The sequence below is a fragment of the Pelagibius sp. CAU 1746 genome (genome assembly GCF_039839785.1).
Lineage (GTDB): Bacteria > Pseudomonadota > Alphaproteobacteria > Kiloniellales > Kiloniellaceae > Pelagibius.
Genome location: NZ_JBDOQT010000001.1, coordinates 1,798,716 through 1,814,212 on the forward strand (window position 1 = coordinate 1,798,716; position 15,497 = coordinate 1,814,212).

A 15,497-nucleotide genomic window follows, 5' to 3' on the forward strand; every position below is an offset into this window, starting at 1 on the left:
GCGGATCAGGCGGCGTAGGTGCCACTCGCTGCCGCGGCGTTGTCCTGGGCGCGTTTCAGGAAAGCGGCCTGGCCCTTTTCCAGGTTCGCCGGCTTGCCGCTCCACGCCTTCAGCGGCGCCGCCTGCAGCGCGCGGCCGTAGGAGAAGCTGAGCTTCCAGGGCAGCGTGCCGGGCAGCTTGTTCATGGCATTGAGATGCTCGGTGGCCAAGGCGTCGCTCTGTCCGCCGGACAGGAAGACGATGCCGGGCACGGCGGCCGGGACGGTGCGCTTCAGGCACTGCACCGTGCGCTCGGCGACTTCCTGAACCCCGGCCTGCTCCTCGCAGTCCTGGCCGGAGATCACCATGTTCGGCTTCAGGAGGGTGCCTTCCAGCCAGACGTCCTGCAACACCAGTTCGTTGTAGACGCTGCGCAGCACCTCTTCGGTGACCGCCTCGCAGACATCGATGTCGTGGTCGCCGTCCATCAGCACTTCCGGCTCGACGATCGGCACCAGACCGGCTTCCTGCGCCAGCGCGGCGTAGCGCGCCAGGGCATGGGCGTTGGCGGTGATGCAGCCCGGGGTGGGGATGCCGTCACCGATGCGGTAGACGCCGCGCCACTTGGTGAAGCGCGCACCCAGCTTGGCGTATTCCTCCAGTCGCCCGCGCAACCCGTCCAGGCCCTCGGTCACGGTCTCGCCTTCGTGGCCGGCCAGCGGCTTGGCGCCCATGTCGACCTTGATGCCGGGGATCATGCCGGCATCGGTCAGCTTCTTGACCAGCGGCGTGCCGTCGGCGGCTTTCTGGCGGATGGTCTCGTCGTAGAGGATGACGCCGGAGATGTACTTGCCGGCGTCCGGCGTGGTGAACAGCATGTCGCGGTAGTCGCGGCGGTTCTCTTCGGTGCTTTCGATCTTGATGCTGTCGAAGCGCTTCTTGATCGTCGGGGAGCTTTCATCCGCGGCCAGGATACCCTTGCCGTCGGCAACCAGGGCTTGGGCGGTTTCCGCCAGCGCAGAAGAAGTCATAAACTGGGCCTCCAAATGCATGCCTGCTCCGGGGGAGCAGGTGTCCTAAAGAAAACCCGCGGCGCCGTGGGGGCGGTCAAATCCGGGTCTTGACGGCGTCCACAACGGCTTCGGCGGTGATGTCGAACTTCTTGTACAGGTCCTTGATCGGGGCCGAAGCGCCGAAGCTTCGCATGCCGACGAAGGCGCCGCCCGATTCGATCCAGCGCTCCCAGCCGAAGGGCAGGGCGGCCTCGATGGCGATGTGCAGCGTGCCGGGCCCGAGCACCTCGTCGCGGTAATGCGGCGGCTGCTGCTCGAAAAGCTCCCAGCACGGCATGGACACCACGGCGGCCGAGATACCTTCGTCGCGCAGTAGCTTCTGCGCTTCCAGGGCGATCTGCACCTCGGAGCCCGAGGCGATCAGCGTCACCTGACGTTCGCTGTCGGCCGGCGCCATGATATAGGCGCCGTAGGCCGAGTGGTTCTCGGAGATGTCCTTGCGCAGGGTCGGCAGGCCCTGGCGCGTCAATGCCAGCAGCGAGGGAGCATCCTCGCTCTGCAGGGCCAGTTCCCAGCACTCAGCAGTCTCGATGGTGTCGGCCGGACGGAAGACCAGCAGATTCGGAATGGCGCGCAGCGCGGCCAGGTGTTCGACCGGCTGGTGGGTCGGACCGTCCTCGCCCAGGCCGATGGAATCGTGAGTCATGACGTAGACGACCCGCTGGCCCATCAGCGCCGAGAGGCGGATCGAAGGGCGGCAGTAGTCGCTGAACACCAGGAAGGTGCCGCCGTAGGGGATGAGGCCGCCGTGCAGGGCGATGCCGTTCATGGCGGCGGCCATGCCGTGCTCGCGCACGCCGTAGTGGATGTAGGCGCCGGAGAAGTCGTCCGGCGTCACCACGCCCTGGGATTTGGCCTTGGTGTTGTTGGAGCCGGTCAGGTCGGCGGAGCCGCCGATCATCTCGGGGATCGCGGCGGCCAGCACGTCCAGGGTCTTCTGCGAGGACACCCGGGTCGCCACGTTGGGGGCCTCGGCGGCGATCTCGGCCTTGAAGGCGGCGACGGCATCCTGCCAGCCCTCGGGCAGCTTGCCGGCCATTTGGCGCTCGAAGACGGCGCGCTGCTCGCTGGCCTCAAGGCGGCCCTGCCAGGCCTTCACCGCGTCCTGGCTGCGCCGGCCCACGGCACGCCAGGCGTTCAGTACCGCCTCGGGAATCTCGAAAGGCGGGTAGGGCCAGCCCAGCACCTCGCGGGCGGCGGCAATCTCTTCCTCGCCCAGGGGCGCGCCGTGGGTGGCGGCGGTGCCCTGCTTGTTGGGCGCGCCGTAGCCGATGGTGGTCTTGCAGGCGATGAGGCTCGGCCTGTCGCTCTCGCGGGCCGCCGCGATGGCCGCGGCCACGGCTTCCGGGTCGTGGCCGTCGACGCTGGCGGTCTCCCAGCCAGAGGCCTCGAAGCGCTTGATCTGGTCGTCGTTGCAGGTCAGGTCGACGCTGCCGTCGATGGAGATGGAATTGTCGTCGAAGAGGACGATCAGCTTGCCGAGCCGCAGGTGGCCGGCCAGCGAGATGGCCTCATGGCTGATACCCTCCATCAGGCAGCCGTCGCCGGCGATCGCATAAGTAAAGTGGTCGACCAGGCCGTCGCCGAAGCGGGCGTTGAGCAGGCGTTCGGCCAGCGCCATGCCGACGGCGTTGGCCAGGCCCTGCCCCAGCGGACCGGTGGTGGTCTCGATACCCGCGGCGTGGCCGTATTCCGGGTGGCCGGCGGTGCGGCTGCCGAGCTGGCGGAAGTTCTTGATCTCCTCCAGCGTCATGTCCTCGTAGCCGGTCAGGTGCAGCAGCGCGTAAAGCAGCATGGAGCCGTGGCCGGCGGAGAGCACGAAGCGGTCGCGGTCGGCCCAGTCGGGGCGCGAAGGATCGAACTTCAGGAAGCGCGAAAACAGCACCGTGGCGACGTCGGCCATGCCCATGGGCATTCCGGGGTGGCCGGAATTGGCCTTCTGCACGGCGTCCATGGCGAGGGCGCGGATCGCGTTGGCCATGTCTCGCTGGTTTTCCGGGATTGCTGAGCTGTCTTGCGTCGGGGATGACGTGACGACGTCCATTAAGAAGGTCCACCTGGTGGGGAACGGAGGGCGGCAGCACAGGCCGCTTTCGTGCGGCAACATGCCGCCACGTCCCGCCGAGGTCAACCGGCATATCGCCGCAGAAAGGCGGAATCTGCCGCCTTTCATTCCGCCGCGGGCGCATGGTGGCAAAGCTGGCCCGGTCCAGGGTCCGCAGTTGACCGGTCACGAAGGCGAAGCCTATCCTCAGACACGGCGCGCGGCGCGGGAATCCGCCGCGTCGTCACGACTGGAGATCGGCTCGAAGGGGAACCGGTCTCGAGCGGAGCGCACGGACAGACAATTCGAACGGAAGCCGAATGCCCCGATTGGAAGAAGCCAGCCACAGATTGCAGGTTGCCATCGACAACCTGGAACGGGTGGTGGCTCAGCGGGCCGCCCAGGGCGGGCCCGGTGGCGAGACGGGCGACGACGACGCCCTGCGCGAAGCCCTGGAGGCGGCCCGGCGGGAGAACGCCCGCCTGCAGCAGCTTGCCGGCACGGTGTCCACGCGCCTGGACGCGACCATCGGGCGCCTGCGCAAGCTGGTGAGCTAGAAGAAGGCCAGAGGAAGGAAACCGGGCATGGCACAGATTTCGCTCACCGTTCACGGCCGCAGCTATCAGGTGACCTGCGACGACGGTCAGGAAAGCCACCTGCTGCAACTGGCCGAACACATCGACGCCAAGATGACCGAGCTGGAGGGCGGTATCGGGCAGGTCGGCGAGCAGCGCCTGCTGTTCATGAGCTGCCTTCTGATCGCCGACGAGCTCTTCGACGCCCAGCGCCAGGTCGACGGCCTCAAGGCCGGCCGCCCCGCTGCGCAGGCGGCTCCGGCCGCGGCTGCCGGCGGTACGGCCGTGGCCTCCCAAGAGCAGGCGTCACGGGCCCTGGATGCTTGTGCTCAGCGAATCGAGGCTATTGCCGCCCGCCTCCAGGGTGCCTAGATAAAGCCTCTGAGTGTGGCGGTGCTGCGGGGTGCGTCAGGTATCGCAATCCCTGGGGCCAATACAAACCTCTAGGGAGCTGTCCCTGCCGGGACCCTGGTCTCGGTATATGGCGCCCACCTGCTTTGGCAGGCCGCAGAGGATTCATGTTGCCAACGGCCTTCGCGGCGCCGCCCATGCTCCTTGCCTCCCCCGTCCACCCCGAAAGCCCCGATTTTGCCCGCCGATTCCGCGATCTCTCCCCTACAGGAAGAAAAACGGGCGCTGCGCAAGGCCGCCAAGGCCGCGCGGACCTTAGCCGCCCAACGCGAGCGGGCGGCCAAGGGGGATGCGGCGGGGGTCCTGCGCGACCACTTTCTGGCCCGCTTCCTCCCGGGCAAGACCCTGGCCGAGGAGATCGTGGTTTCCGGCTATTGGCCGATGGGGGACGAGATCGACCCGCGTCCGCTGATGGCGGCGTTGGACGCCTTTGGCTGCCGCCTGGCCCTACCGGCCATCCGCGCGGCCGGGCAACCGCTCGATTTCCGCGCCTGGCGGCCGGGCGATGCCCTGCAGCCGGCGGGTTTCGGCACCCAGGAGCCTCCGGCGACGGCCGAGGCGCTACGGCCCGGCCTGCTGCTGGTGCCGTTGCTGGCCTTCGACGGGGCCGGCTACCGTCTGGGCTATGGGGGCGGATTCTACGACCGCAGCCTTGCCCTTCTGCGCAAGGCGGGCGATATCCTGGCGGTCGGCCTCGCCTACGCCGATCAGCAGGTGCCGGCGGTCCCGCGCGAGGCGACGGACCAGCCCCTCGACCTGGTGGTCACCGAGGGCGGCGTGGTGGTGCCTGGCGCTGCGGCAAATCAAGACGGGCAAGAGTAAGGAAAGATTACGAGCATGCGACTTCTGTTCTGCGGCGACATCGTGGGCCGGCCCGGGCGCGACGCCGTCGCCGCCCACCTGCCGGGCCTGCGCCAGCGCCTCGACCTGGATTTCGTGGTCGCCAACGGCGAGAACGCGGCCTCCGGCTTCGGCATCACCGACAAGATCTGCCGCCAGCTCTTCGATCTCGGGGTCGACGTGATCACCGGCGGCAACCACTCCTGGGACCAGCGTGACGTCATGTCCTACATCGACGGTGAGCCCCGGCTGCTGCGCCCGCAGAACTTCCCGGCGGGCACCCCGGGGCGGGGCGCGGGCGTGTTCCAGACGCGGCGCGGCAAGAAGGTCCTGGTGCTCAACGTCATGGGCCAGCTCTACATGGAAGACCTGGACGACGCCTTCGCCTGCATAAACGGCATCCTGGCCCAGCATCGCCTCGGCGCCACGGTGGACGCGGCGATCCTGGATTTCCACGCCGAGGCGACCTCGGAGAAGATGGCCGCGGGCCACGTGGTCGACGGCCGGGTGTCGCTCTTCGTCGGGACCCACACCCACGTGCCGACCGCCGACAGCATGATCCTGGCCGGCGGCACGGCCTACCAGAGCGACGCCGGGATGTGCGGCGACTACGATTCGGTGATCGGCATGGACAAGACCGTGCCGATGGAGCGTTTCGTGAAGAAGGTGCGGGGCGAGCGGCTGAGCGTCGCCGGTGGCGAGGGGACGCTCTGCGCGGTCTTCGTGGAGACCGACGACGCCACGGGCTTGGCCCGGCGCGTGGCGCCGATCAGGCTCGGCGGGCGCCTTGCGGAGACGGTTCCGGATTAGGCCCGTTCAGGGCCGGCCGCCGCGTTGTCAGTTGGGGCGCTGGCCGGCGGAAACGGCGAGGAAGCGCTCGATCTCCGAATGCAGGATTTCCGTCTGGTCGGAAGTCTCCTCGGCCAGCCGGCAGATCTCGCCGGCGCTGTTCTTGTCCGCGGTGGCCGCGGACAGCAGGGCGTTCAGGGCCCCCAGGGCGCTTTCCTCCGCAAACTCCTCGACCAGATCGGCGGCCTGGTCCAGGCGCCGGGCGACCTCGGCGGCGTCGTTGGACACCTCCTCGGTGATGGCCAGATCGATGATGTTCAAGGGCCGCGACATGGGATTCCGTCCTTCAGGAAAGCGCTGAGACGGGCTTGAGAGTGACTCGGCGGCGTTAATTTGGCGTTAACCCGGCCCCTTGCATTTCCGGGCCGCTTTCCCGCCTTATTCACCTCCAACCTGCGGTTTTGCGCGCTCGAAAGACTTTAGATCGATCCGGCGACCTGCTAGAAGCCGCCCTAATGTCGCCATATTGGAGGCTTATGCGTTGCGCTGGAGTGCCCCGCTTCACTCAAAATATGGTAGACTGTTCACCTTATCGTCCCACTATGTAGGATCAGGATCGTCGAGTTATGGCGGGCCATTCACAATTTAAGAACATCATGTACCGCAAGGGCGCGCAGGATAAGAAGCGCGCCAAGCAGTTCGCACGTCTCACCCGTGAAATCATGGTGGCGGCCAAGGCAGGCCTGCCGGATCCGGACAAGAATCCGGCCCTGCGCGGCGCCATCCAGACCGCGCGGGCGGCCAACATGCCCAAGGACAACATCGAGCGGGCCATCAAGCGGGCCGCCGGCGGCGACGAGGGCATCAACTACGAAGAGGTCCGCTACGAAGGCTACGGCCCCGGCGGCGTGGCCGTCATCGTCGAGGCGCTGACCGACAACCGCAACCGCACGGCCTCCGAGGTACGCGCCGCCTTCAGCAAGCACGGCGGCTCCCTGGGCGAGACCAATTCGGTGTCCTTCATGTTCGACCGGCTGGGCGTGATCAGCTACCCCGCCGAGGTCGGCTCGGCCGACGCGGTCTTCGAGGCGGCGGTCGAGGCCGGGGCTAGCAACGTGGAGAGCAGCGCCGAGCAGCACGAGGTCACCTGCGATCCCGACGATTTCTCGACCGTGCGCGATGCCCTGACCGAGAAGTTCGGCGATCCGCGCGAGGCGGAACTGACCTGGCGCCCGCAGAACACGGTGGCCATCGACGAGGACAAGGCCCAAACCATGCTGAAACTGCTCGACGTGCTGGACGACAGCGACGACGTGCAGCGCGTCTCGGCCAATTTCGACATCAGCGACGACGTCATGGCGCGCCTGACCGCCTAGCAGCCTGACCGCCTGGCAGAGGGCGAATCGATTGGGGGAACCGAAGCGACCGTAATGCGAGTACTTGGGCTTGATCCGGGTTTGCGCCATACCGGTTGGGGCGTTATCGATGCCGAGGGGAACCACCTCAGGCACGTCGCCAATGGCGTGGTCGTTTCCGACGGCAAGGCCGACCTGGCCTCCCGCCTACTGCAGCTTCACCGCGGCATCGCCGAGGTGGTGGCCCTTCACGCGCCGCAGACCGCCGCGGTCGAGGTGACGCTGGCCAACAAGAACCCGTCCTCCACCCTGAAGCTCGGCATGGCGCGCGGCATCGCGCTGCTGACCCCGGCGCTGGGCGGGCTGGAGGTCGCCGAGTACCTGCCGATGATCGTCAAGAAGGCGGTGGTCGGCACCGGCCACGCGGACAAGCAGCAGGTCGAGATGATGGTCGCCCGCCTGCTGCCCGGCTGCAATCCGGCAAAAGCGGATGCCGCCGACGCGCTGGCCGTCGCCATCTGTCACGCCCACAATCTGGCCACCGGCCGCAAGTGGGATGCCGGCGTTGAGGATCCCCTCGCAGATCTGTCAGGGGCCGCCGCAGGCAGGTCCGCGGCGGGAGCCAGGCCGGCCTCCCGGCGTCGCGTCGCGGGAGGCCGCCGTTGATCGGCAAGCTGACCGGCATCGTCGATTCCACAGGCGACGACTGGGCGATCCTCGATGTCGGCGGGGTCGGTTACCTGGTGTTCTGCTCCGGGCGCAGCCTGGGCCTGCTGCCGCCGCCTGGCGGCGCCGCGGCGCTGTGGATCGAGACCCACGTGCGCGAGGATCACATCCACCTCTACGGCTTCGCCGAGACCGCCGAGCGCGACTGGTTCCGCCTGCTGCACTCGGTGCAGGGCGTCGGCGCCAAGATGGCGCTGGCCGTGCTCTCGGTGCTGCCGCCCAACGAACTGGTGCGCGCCATCGCCGCTCAGGACAAGGCCTCCCTGACGCGCGCCAGCGGTGTCGGCCCCAAGCTCGCCGGGCGTATCGCCAGTGAATTGAAGGACAAGGCCGGCGGCATGGCCCTCGGGCCCGCCGAGGCGGTCAACGGCGCCGGGCCGGGCGGCGGCGAGGTGTCGGAGGACGCGGTCTCGGCGCTGGTAAACCTGGGTTACCGCCGGGCGGAGGCCTTCGCCGCGGTGGCCAAGGCCAGCGGTGATCTGGGCGCCAAGGCCTCGGTCGAATCGCTGATCAAGGCGGGCCTCAAGGAACTGGCGTCATGAGCGACTTCAGCGCCCAGGACGACCGGGTGGTGGCGCCGGACTTCCGCGAGGAGGACAGCGGCGAGATCAGCCTGCGCCCTTCTCACCTGGACGACTTCATCGGCCAGCGCGCGGTGCGCGAAAACCTGCGCGTCTTCATCGAGGCGGCGCGCGGGCGCGGCGACGCCCTGGACCACGTGCTGTTCTTCGGCCCACCGGGCCTGGGCAAGACCACCCTGGCGCAGATCGTCGCCCGCGAGATGGGCGTCGGCTTCCGCGCCACCTCCGGCCCGGTCATCGCGCGGGCCGGCGACCTGGCGGCGATCCTGACCAACCTGCAGCCGCGCGACGTGCTGTTCATCGACGAGATCCACCGCCTGTCCCCGGCGGTGGAGGAAGTGCTCTACCCGGCGATGGAGGACTTCCACCTGGACCTCATCATCGGCGAAGGGCCGGCGGCGCGCTCGGTGCGCATCGACCTGCCGCCCTTCACCTTGGTCGGCGCGACCACGCGCTCGGGCCTCATCACCACGCCTCTGAGGGAACGATTCGGCATCCCACTGCGTCTGCAGTTCTATGAGCCGGATGAACTGGAACTCATCGTCAGCCGCGGTGCGCGGGTGCTGGACATGAAGCTCACTTCCGAGGGCGCGGCGGAGATCGCGCGGCGTTCGCGCGGCACGCCGCGGGTCGCCGGTCGCCTGCTGCGCCGGGTGCGCGACTTCGCGGCGGTGGCCGGGGTCGAGGAAGTGGCGGCGGTGCAGGCCGACAGCGCCCTGAAGCGCATGGACGTGGACGAGCGCGGCCTGGACGCCATGGACCGGCGCTACATGCGCTGTATGGCCGACAACTACGGCGGCGGTCCGGTCGGGGTCGAGACCCTTGCGGCGGCGCTGTCCGAGCAGCGCGACGTGCTGGAAGAGGTCATCGAGCCTTACCTGATCCAGCAAGGTTTGGTGCAGCGCACCCCCCGCGGGCGGGTGCTGACCCGCGGCGGCTTCAGCTATCTGGGCCTGGACGTGCCGCGCAGCCTGGAACAGCTCGACTTCCTGGCTGAGGATTCGGGCAACGGGGGAGGCGCGGCTTGAGCGACGTCGAAGGCCTCGGGCTGTCGGGCAGGGTGGTCGACGGAGAGCACCGCTATCCGCTGCGCATCTTCTACGAGGACACCGATGCCGGCGGCATCGTTTACTACGCGCGCTATTTGCAGTTCGCGGAGCGGGCGCGGACCGAGATCCTCCGTCTCGCAGGCATCGAACAGTCGAAGCTGCGCGACAGCCACGACATCGTTTTCGCCGTGCACCGCTGCGAGGTCGACTACCGCCGCCCGGCGCGGCTCGACGACCTGGTGGAGGTGCGCTCGCGCCTGACCGAGCTGCGCGGCGCGCGGCTCAGCGCCGTGCAGAGCATCTGCCGGGCCGGCGAGGAACTGGTCCGCCTGGTGGTCGTCATCGCCTCGGTCGGCGGCGACGGCCGGCCGGCACGCATTCCGGCGCCCATCCGCGCCGCCTTGGAACCATTCGTACAGCCTTTGGAGCAGGGGTAACCCATGGAACAGGACGCCGTAAATTCTCTTGTGCTCGAAGGTTCGGTCGACCCGAGCCTGTCGGTCTGGGGGCTTTTCCTGGAAGCCGACATCGTCGTGCAGATCGTCATGGTCCTGCTTCTGCTGGCGTCCTTCTGGTGCTGGGCGATCATCTTCGAGAAGGTGCTGCGGTTGCGCCGCCTGAAGGAGCGCGCCGGCCAGTTCGAGGAGGCCTTCTGGTCCGGCGGCTCGCTGGACGACCTCTACGACCGGCTGGACAACCGCCCGCCCGACCCCATGGCCTCGATCTTCGTCTCGGCCATGCGTGAGTGGCGGCGCTCCTCGGCGCGCGGCCTCGCCAACTCGGCGGAGATCAAGGCCAGCCTGCAGCAGCGCATCGAGCGGGTCATGGAGATCGCCATGGGGCGCGAGATGGACCGGCTGGAGCGCCACATGACCTTCCTGGCCTCGGTCGGTTCGGCGGCGCCCTTCATCGGCCTTTTCGGCACCGTCTGGGGCATCATGAACGCCTTCACCTCCATCGCCGCGGCCAAGAACACCAGCCTCGCCGTGGTGGCGCCGGGCATCGCCGAGGCGCTCTTCGCCACGGCGCTGGGCCTGGTCGCCGCCATTCCGGCGGTGATTGGCTACAACAAGCTGTCCAATGACCTGGGACGCTACGCCGGACGGCTGGAAGCCTTCGCCGGCGAGTTCGGCGCTATCCTGTCGCGCAAGCTGGACGAGAAGAACTGAACCATGGCCGCGACACTCATATCGTCGGGCCGCCGCGGTGGCCGGAGCGCCCAGAAGCGCTATCGCCCCCTCAGCGAGATTAACGTGACGCCCTTCGTCGACGTCATGCTGGTGCTGCTCATCGTCTTCATGGTGACGGCGCCGCTGCTGACCGTCGGCGTGCCGGTCGATCTGCCGAAGACCCAGGCCCAGTCCATCGCCGATCCGGAAGAACCGCTCGTCATCTCCGTCAACGCGGAAGGAACGATCTATATCCAGGACACGGAGGTCGAGCTGAACAAGCTGGTGCCGCGCCTGCGCGCCATCACCGAGAGCAAGCCCGACACGCGCATCTTCGTGCGCGGCGACCGCGCCATCGCCTATGGCCGCATCATGCAGGTCATGGGCACGGTGAACTCCGCCGGCTTCAAGCGGGTGGCGCTGATCGCCGAGCTGCCGAAGGGCGGCGAGGCGGCCGCCCCGGACGACGGCCAGCAGCCGGCCAGCCAGAAGCCGGCCGCGCCGCAGTAAGCCCGCCGCCGGACGTCATTTCGAGCCGAGAGAGCATCGCTGAACGCCATCATGGGTAAGGCCAGTTTCCTTTCCGCGCTTCTGCACCTGGGTGTCATCCTCGCCCTGGTGTTCGGCCTGCCCGTGCTGCGCGAGCCCATGGTCAACTTCGATACGCCGACGATGGAGATGGTGTTCGAGCCGGAGGCCAACACCGAAGCCCCGGCGCCCGAACCCGATCCCGAGCCGGAGCCGGTCAACGAGGCGCCGGAGAAGGCGCCCGAGCCCGAGCCGGAGATCGCCAAGGCGCCGCCGCCCGAGCCAGAACCCCTGCCGGAACCCGAGCCGGCCCCTGAGCCCGAACCGGAGCCCGAGCCGGCGCCCCTGCCCGAACCGGAACCCGAACCGGAGCCGGAACCCGAGCCCGAGCCAGAGCCGGAACCCGAGCCTGAGCCCGAGCCGGAACCCGAACCGGAGCCGGAGGCCGAAGCGCCGCCGCCCAAGCCGAGGCCCAAGCCCAAGCCGCCGGTGCAGGTCGCCCAGCAGCCGGAGCCGGAGAAGAAGAAGGAAGAGCCCAAGCCGGAAGACCGGCTGACCTCGATCCTGAAGAATGTGGAGAAGCTGAAGGACAAGCCTTCCAGCCAACCGCAGCAGGCTGCGCGCGCGCCGGTTCAGGCGCCGACGCCCAGGATCTCCGCCGTGCAGCGCCAGCAGCTCGAGAACTCGGTGCAGAATCAGATCAAGCGCTGCTGGCGCATCGATGCCGGCGCGCGCAAGGCGGAGGATCTGATCGTCGAGGTTACGGTGAACCTGGCGCCGGATGGGCGGGTCATCGGTCAGCCGCGGGTGGTCGATACCGTGCGGATGAACCGCGATGCCTATTTCCGCAGTGCCGCCGAGAACGCCGTGCGGGCGATCCTCAAGTGCAGCCCCTTCCAGCTGCCCGTCGCCCAGTATTCCGAATGGAAGACGATGAACCTGACCTTCAACCCGAGAGAGATGCTTGGATCATGACGTCGATGCACCGCTTCAAGTCCCGTCCGACCGGGCGCACCAATCCAGCCAAGTTGCGGGTCTTCCTGTGCCTGGCTGCCGGCCTGCTGGCGGCCGCCGTGGCCGCGCCGGCGCGCGCCCAGCTCAACGTCGACATCGAAGAAGGCTTCGTAGAGCCCCTGCCGATCGCCATCACCGATCTCTTCGGCGAGGTCGGGGAGGAGGCCAAGCTGGGCGCCGACATCGCCTCCGTGGTCGCCGCGGACCTGGAGCGCAGCGGCCTGTTCCGGCCGGTCGAAAAGGGCGCCTTCATCCAGGACTCCTCCAGTCTGCGCTACGGCCCGCGCTTCGGCGACTGGCGCCTGATCAACGCCCAGGCGCTGGTTAGCGGTGTCGTGCAGCTCCAGGCCGATGGGCGCATGGTGGTGCAGTTCCGCCTCTGGGACACCTTCTCGGAGGTGCAGATGCGCGGCACCCAGTACACTACGCCGCCGGCCAACTGGCGCGGCATCGCCCACCGCATCGCCGACGAGATCTACCAGCGCCTGACCGGCGAGCGGGGCTACTTCAATACACAGATCGTTTATATCGCCGAGCAGGGACCGCAGAACCGGCGCATCAAGCGCCTGGCCATCATGGACCAGGACGGCGCCAATCACCGCTTCCTGACCAGCGGCAACGAACTGGTGCTGACCCCGCGCTTCTCGCCCTCCAGCCGCGAGATCACCTACATGGCCTATCAGTCCAACGGCAGGGCCGAGGTGCCGCGGGTCTATCTCTTCAACCTCAACACCGGCCAGCAGGAAGTGCTCGGCGACTTCCCGGGCATGACCTTCGCTCCGCGCTTTTCCAGCGAGGGCAATGCGGTCATCCTCTCCATGGCCAAGGACGGCAATTCGGAAATCTACACCGTCGATCTGCGCACCCGGCGCCAGACGCGGCTGACGAATCACCCGGCCATCGACACCTCGCCGTCGTTTTCCCCCGATTCGCGCGAAATTGTATTCAATTCCGACCGCGGCGGGCGGCCTCAGATCTATGTGATGAATAGTGATGGAAGCAATGTGCGACGAATCAGTCGTGGACAGGGGTACTACTACACCCCGGTATGGTCGCCGCGCGGAGATTTGATCGCTTTCACCCGTCAACATGCGGGGGAATTCTACATCGGCGTGATGCGTCCCGACGGCACCGGCGAACGGATGTTAGTGAGGGATTACAACGTGGAAGCCCCTACCTGGGCCCCCAACGGGCGGGTCCTGTCCTACTTCCGCTCCTCGCGCGCCGACTCGCGCGGGCAGATCAGTAGTAAGATCTTTACGATTGATCTTACAGGTTTCAACGAACGCGAGCTTGTGACGCCTCTGGACGCCTCAGACCCGGCGTGGTCCCCCTTGATTCAGTAGGGGGGCGTCGGTATAGTCCGTTAACCATTTTCGGCTGTTAGTTGCCGACGTTGGGGGGCCGTATCAAGCAGGTTCGATCTGTTAAGTCACCGGTGACAGATCGGCCTCAATCCAGAAAATCCGGGGATGTGTTTGAGAGGGCAGAATATGCGCTTTTCCCTTGTTACGACTTTCGCTGCGGCCTTGCTGCTCGCGGCGTGTTCTACTCCGTCCGAAGATTCCGGCGCAGCGTCCGGCAGCGGCTCGAGCGGAACCGGCACGACTCAGCAGCCGACGCCGACCCCGCAGGCTGAGACCATTCCCGGTCCTGGCGCGGGTACCCAGGAAGAGCTGACCGTCGAAGTTGGCGACCGCGTCTTCTTCGACTTCGACAAGTACAACATCCGCGCCGACCAGCGCGGCACCGTCGAGGCCCTCGCGGCTTGGCTCGACACCAACCCGTCGGTCACCCTGACCATCGAGGGTCACTGCGACGAGCGCGGCACGCGCGAGTACAACCTGGCGCTCGGCGAGCGCCGCGCCAATTCGGTGCGCGACTATCTGGTGGCCCTGGGCATCAACCCCGGCCGCCTCACCACCGTCAGCTACGGTGAGGAGCGCCCGGCCGTGCTCGGCTCCAACGACTCCGCCTGGGCGCAGAACCGCCGCGGCGCTTTCGTTGTGAACTAAGCGGCGTTTGACGCCTCAGTCGTCTTGCGAACCCCGTCCGGTCGAGCGCCTGCCGCTTTCCCGGTCGGGGTTTTCGCTTACTTGGCGCGCTTTTCCCGCTCCGCGAGGGGCCCGGCGCCGGCCGCGATACTGGTCTCCGTTGGGCAACCGCGCCATAAAGATGACAAGAAAACCTGCCACAGAGGATGGCCGGCGGAGCCGCTAGGGCACCCCGGAGCAGGCTCCCGGAACCGAATATAGAGCGGAGGAACGAGCGATGGCCGGCGAGGTCCGTAGCTTCCCCTTCACGACCACGACTTCCAAGATGATGTCTTTCGCGCGCGGCGCAGCACTGGCCCTGCTGCTGGTGATGCTCGCCGGACCGCAGCCCGTCCTGGCGCAGCAGAGCGTCGACGACCAGATCCAGCGCCTGCAGCGCGAACTTTCCGACCTGCAGCGCCAAGTCTATGGCGGCGAGGCGCCCCCGGCGGGCGCGGCCGCCTCCGGCGGCGGCCTGGCCCCGACCCAGGCGGCGCGCCTCCAGCTCCAGCTCGACCAGTTCGAGGTGCAGATGCAGGAGCTGACCGGCCGCGTCGAGGATATGGGCTTCCGTATGCAGAGCGTCAGCGACCGCCTCGACAAGCTGGTCGCCGACGTCGACCTGCGCCTGCGCAACCTGGAGCAGGGCGGCCTGCCGCCGGTGGGCGCCCAGGGCCAGCCCCAGCCCCAGACACCGGTCGCGGAAGGGCCGCAGATGGCGGGCGGACAGGGCGCGGCTCTGCCGCAGGCCGGCGCGGCCCCCCCGGCCCCCAGCCAGCCGGGCAGCATCGGCTCCATCAGCGAGAGCGATCTCAGCAGCTTCCAGAGCCGGCAGGCCTCCACCACGGCCCAGGCTCAAGCTCAGGCTCAGGCTCAGGCTGCCCCGGCCCCCGGCGGTCAGCAGCAGGCCGCCGTGCCGTCCGGCGCCGGAGTCCTGCCGGAGGGGACGCCGCAGCAGCAGTACGACTATGCCTTCGGCCTGCTGCGCCAGGCCAACTATGCGGGGGCCGAGCAGGCCTTCGCCGCCTTCCTGGTGCAGCACCCCGACGACGCCCTGGCCGGCAACGCCAAGTACTGGCTGGGCGAGACCTACTACGTGCGCGGCAACTACCAGCAGGCGGCCGTGACCTTCGCGGAAGGCTTCGAGGCCTATCCCAACAACTCCAAGGCGCCCGACAACCTGTTGAAGCTCGGTATGTCGCTGGCGTCGCTGGGCAGCACCCAGGATGCTTGCGGCACCTTCGGCGTGCTGCTGGACCGCTATGCCGACGCCCCGGCCACGATCCTGTCGCGGGCGCAGCGGGAATCGCAGCGGCTGAGCTGTCCCTGAG

18 protein-coding genes and 1 other RNA gene are annotated in these 15,497 nt (G+C 68.0%); 16 read left to right on the top strand and 3 right to left on the bottom strand.

What is annotated here, in order from left to right:
- Positions 1 to 5: 5 nt before the first annotated feature.
- Together AAFN88_RS08435 and tkt are read right to left on the bottom strand one after the other, a co-directional pair.
- Entirely contained in the window at positions 6 to 1,010 is a 1,005-nt protein-coding gene (locus AAFN88_RS08435) for a class I fructose-bisphosphate aldolase (protein ID WP_347519808.1), read from the bottom strand.
- Positions 1,011 to 1,086: 76 nt separating this feature from the next.
- Positions 1,087 to 3,096 (bottom strand): transketolase, encoded by a 2,010-nt coding sequence (tkt, locus tag AAFN88_RS08440; protein ID WP_347519809.1) that lies wholly within the window; start codon positions 3,094 to 3,096, stop codon positions 1,087 to 1,089.
- Between the two features lie 320 nt (positions 3,097 to 3,416).
- Between tkt and AAFN88_RS08445 the strand changes: the two genes are divergently transcribed.
- From AAFN88_RS08445 to AAFN88_RS08465, 5 genes are all read left to right on the top strand, one after another.
- Positions 3,417 to 3,653, top strand: coding sequence for a hypothetical protein (locus AAFN88_RS08445; RefSeq protein ID WP_347519811.1), 237 nt, complete (start codon positions 3,417 to 3,419; stop codon positions 3,651 to 3,653).
- 27 nt (positions 3,654 to 3,680) lie between these two features.
- Positions 3,681 to 4,043, top strand: coding sequence for a cell division protein ZapA (locus AAFN88_RS08450; RefSeq protein WP_347519813.1), 363 nt, complete (start codon positions 3,681 to 3,683; stop codon positions 4,041 to 4,043).
- Positions 4,044 to 4,061: 18 nt separating this feature from the next.
- Positions 4,062 to 4,218: non-coding RNA, 6S RNA (gene ssrS / locus AAFN88_RS08455), on the top strand.
- A 41-nt stretch (positions 4,219 to 4,259) separates the two neighbouring features.
- Positions 4,260 to 4,904 (top strand): 5-formyltetrahydrofolate cyclo-ligase, encoded by a 645-nt coding sequence (locus AAFN88_RS08460; protein ID WP_347519815.1) that lies wholly within the window; start codon positions 4,260 to 4,262, stop codon positions 4,902 to 4,904.
- A 15-nt stretch (positions 4,905 to 4,919) separates the two neighbouring features.
- Positions 4,920 to 5,732 (top strand): TIGR00282 family metallophosphoesterase, encoded by an 813-nt coding sequence (locus tag AAFN88_RS08465; protein WP_347519817.1) that lies wholly within the window; start codon positions 4,920 to 4,922, stop codon positions 5,730 to 5,732.
- Between the two features lie 27 nt (positions 5,733 to 5,759).
- Here AAFN88_RS08465 and AAFN88_RS08470 read toward each other — a convergent pair whose 3' ends face one another.
- The gene (locus AAFN88_RS08470) at positions 5,760 to 6,044 is read right to left on the bottom strand and encodes a hypothetical protein (RefSeq protein WP_347519820.1); all 285 of its coding nucleotides are present in this window, start codon (positions 6,042 to 6,044) and stop codon (positions 5,760 to 5,762) included.
- 293 nt (positions 6,045 to 6,337) lie between these two features.
- Here AAFN88_RS08470 and AAFN88_RS08475 point away from each other — a divergent pair, with 293 nt between their 5' ends.
- The 11 genes from AAFN88_RS08475 (at position 6,338) to ybgF (ending at position 15,496) form a co-directional block, all read left to right on the top strand.
- Positions 6,338 to 7,087, top strand: a complete 750-nt coding sequence (locus tag AAFN88_RS08475; RefSeq protein WP_347519822.1) for a YebC/PmpR family DNA-binding transcriptional regulator — start codon at positions 6,338 to 6,340, stop codon at positions 7,085 to 7,087.
- Positions 7,088 to 7,141: 54 nt separating this feature from the next.
- Entirely contained in the window at positions 7,142 to 7,732 is a 591-nt protein-coding gene (gene ruvC / locus AAFN88_RS08480; protein WP_347519825.1) for a crossover junction endodeoxyribonuclease RuvC, read from the top strand.
- On the top strand, positions 7,729 to 8,334 hold the full coding sequence (gene ruvA / locus AAFN88_RS08485) for a Holliday junction branch migration protein RuvA (protein WP_347519827.1): 606 nt from the start codon (positions 7,729 to 7,731) through the stop codon (positions 8,332 to 8,334). The genes ruvC and ruvA overlap by 4 nt, the downstream gene beginning before the upstream one ends.
- On the top strand, positions 8,331 to 9,401 hold the full coding sequence (gene ruvB / locus AAFN88_RS08490; RefSeq protein WP_347519830.1) for a Holliday junction branch migration DNA helicase RuvB: 1,071 nt from the start codon (positions 8,331 to 8,333) through the stop codon (positions 9,399 to 9,401). The genes ruvA and ruvB overlap by 4 nt, the downstream gene beginning before the upstream one ends.
- Entirely contained in the window at positions 9,398 to 9,859 is a 462-nt protein-coding gene (gene ybgC / locus AAFN88_RS08495) for a tol-pal system-associated acyl-CoA thioesterase (RefSeq protein ID WP_347519832.1), read from the top strand. The genes ruvB and ybgC overlap by 4 nt, the downstream gene beginning before the upstream one ends.
- Positions 9,860 to 9,862: 3 nt before the next feature.
- A complete protein-coding gene (gene tolQ, locus AAFN88_RS08500; protein WP_347519834.1) occupies positions 9,863 to 10,591 on the top strand; it encodes a protein TolQ in 729 nt (242 codons plus the stop codon).
- 3 nt (positions 10,592 to 10,594) lie between these two features.
- A complete protein-coding gene (gene tolR / locus AAFN88_RS08505) occupies positions 10,595 to 11,101 on the top strand; it encodes a protein TolR (RefSeq protein ID WP_347519837.1) in 507 nt (168 codons plus the stop codon).
- Between the two features lie 51 nt (positions 11,102 to 11,152).
- A complete protein-coding gene (locus AAFN88_RS08510) occupies positions 11,153 to 12,094 on the top strand; it encodes a cell envelope integrity protein TolA (protein ID WP_347519838.1) in 942 nt (313 codons plus the stop codon).
- Positions 12,091 to 13,479, top strand: coding sequence for a Tol-Pal system beta propeller repeat protein TolB (gene tolB, locus AAFN88_RS08515; protein ID WP_347519839.1), 1,389 nt, complete (start codon positions 12,091 to 12,093; stop codon positions 13,477 to 13,479). The genes AAFN88_RS08510 and tolB overlap by 4 nt, the downstream gene beginning before the upstream one ends.
- Before the next feature lie 147 nt (positions 13,480 to 13,626).
- Positions 13,627 to 14,148: a peptidoglycan-associated lipoprotein Pal gene (gene pal / locus AAFN88_RS08520; protein WP_347519840.1), complete on the top strand. Its 522-nt coding sequence runs from the start codon at positions 13,627 to 13,629 to the stop codon at positions 14,146 to 14,148.
- 256 nt (positions 14,149 to 14,404) lie between these two features.
- A complete protein-coding gene (gene ybgF, locus AAFN88_RS08525; RefSeq protein ID WP_347519841.1) occupies positions 14,405 to 15,496 on the top strand; it encodes a tol-pal system protein YbgF in 1,092 nt (363 codons plus the stop codon).
- The last annotated feature ends 1 nt before the right edge of the window (position 15,497 follow it).

Coding starts and splice junctions, on each gene's coding strand:
- ruvC (WP_347519825.1), top strand. CDS start 7,142: ATGCGAGTACTTGGGCTTGATCCGGGTTTGCGCCATACCGGTTGGGGC.
- tolQ (WP_347519834.1), top strand. CDS start 9,863: ATGGAACAGGACGCCGTAAATTCTCTTGTGCTCGAAGGTTCGGTCGAC.
- AAFN88_RS08465 (WP_347519817.1), top strand. CDS start 4,920: ATGCGACTTCTGTTCTGCGGCGACATCGTGGGCCGGCCCGGGCGCGAC.
- pal (WP_347519840.1), top strand. CDS start 13,627: ATGCGCTTTTCCCTTGTTACGACTTTCGCTGCGGCCTTGCTGCTCGCG.
- ybgF (WP_347519841.1), top strand. CDS start 14,405: ATGGCCGGCGAGGTCCGTAGCTTCCCCTTCACGACCACGACTTCCAAG.
- ruvB (WP_347519830.1), top strand. CDS start 8,331: ATGAGCGACTTCAGCGCCCAGGACGACCGGGTGGTGGCGCCGGACTTC.
- tolB (WP_347519839.1), top strand. CDS start 12,091: ATGACGTCGATGCACCGCTTCAAGTCCCGTCCGACCGGGCGCACCAAT.
- AAFN88_RS08475 (WP_347519822.1), top strand. CDS start 6,338: ATGGCGGGCCATTCACAATTTAAGAACATCATGTACCGCAAGGGCGCG.
- tkt (WP_347519809.1), bottom strand. CDS start 3,096: ATGGACGTCGTCACGTCATCCCCGACGCAAGACAGCTCAGCAATCCCG.
- AAFN88_RS08450 (WP_347519813.1), top strand. CDS start 3,681: ATGGCACAGATTTCGCTCACCGTTCACGGCCGCAGCTATCAGGTGACC.
- AAFN88_RS08445 (WP_347519811.1), top strand. CDS start 3,417: ATGCCCCGATTGGAAGAAGCCAGCCACAGATTGCAGGTTGCCATCGAC.
- AAFN88_RS08435 (WP_347519808.1), bottom strand. CDS start 1,010: ATGACTTCTTCTGCGCTGGCGGAAACCGCCCAAGCCCTGGTTGCCGAC.
- tolR (WP_347519837.1), top strand. CDS start 10,595: ATGGCCGCGACACTCATATCGTCGGGCCGCCGCGGTGGCCGGAGCGCC.
- AAFN88_RS08470 (WP_347519820.1), bottom strand. CDS start 6,044: ATGTCGCGGCCCTTGAACATCATCGATCTGGCCATCACCGAGGAGGTG.
- AAFN88_RS08510 (WP_347519838.1), top strand. CDS start 11,153: ATGGGTAAGGCCAGTTTCCTTTCCGCGCTTCTGCACCTGGGTGTCATC.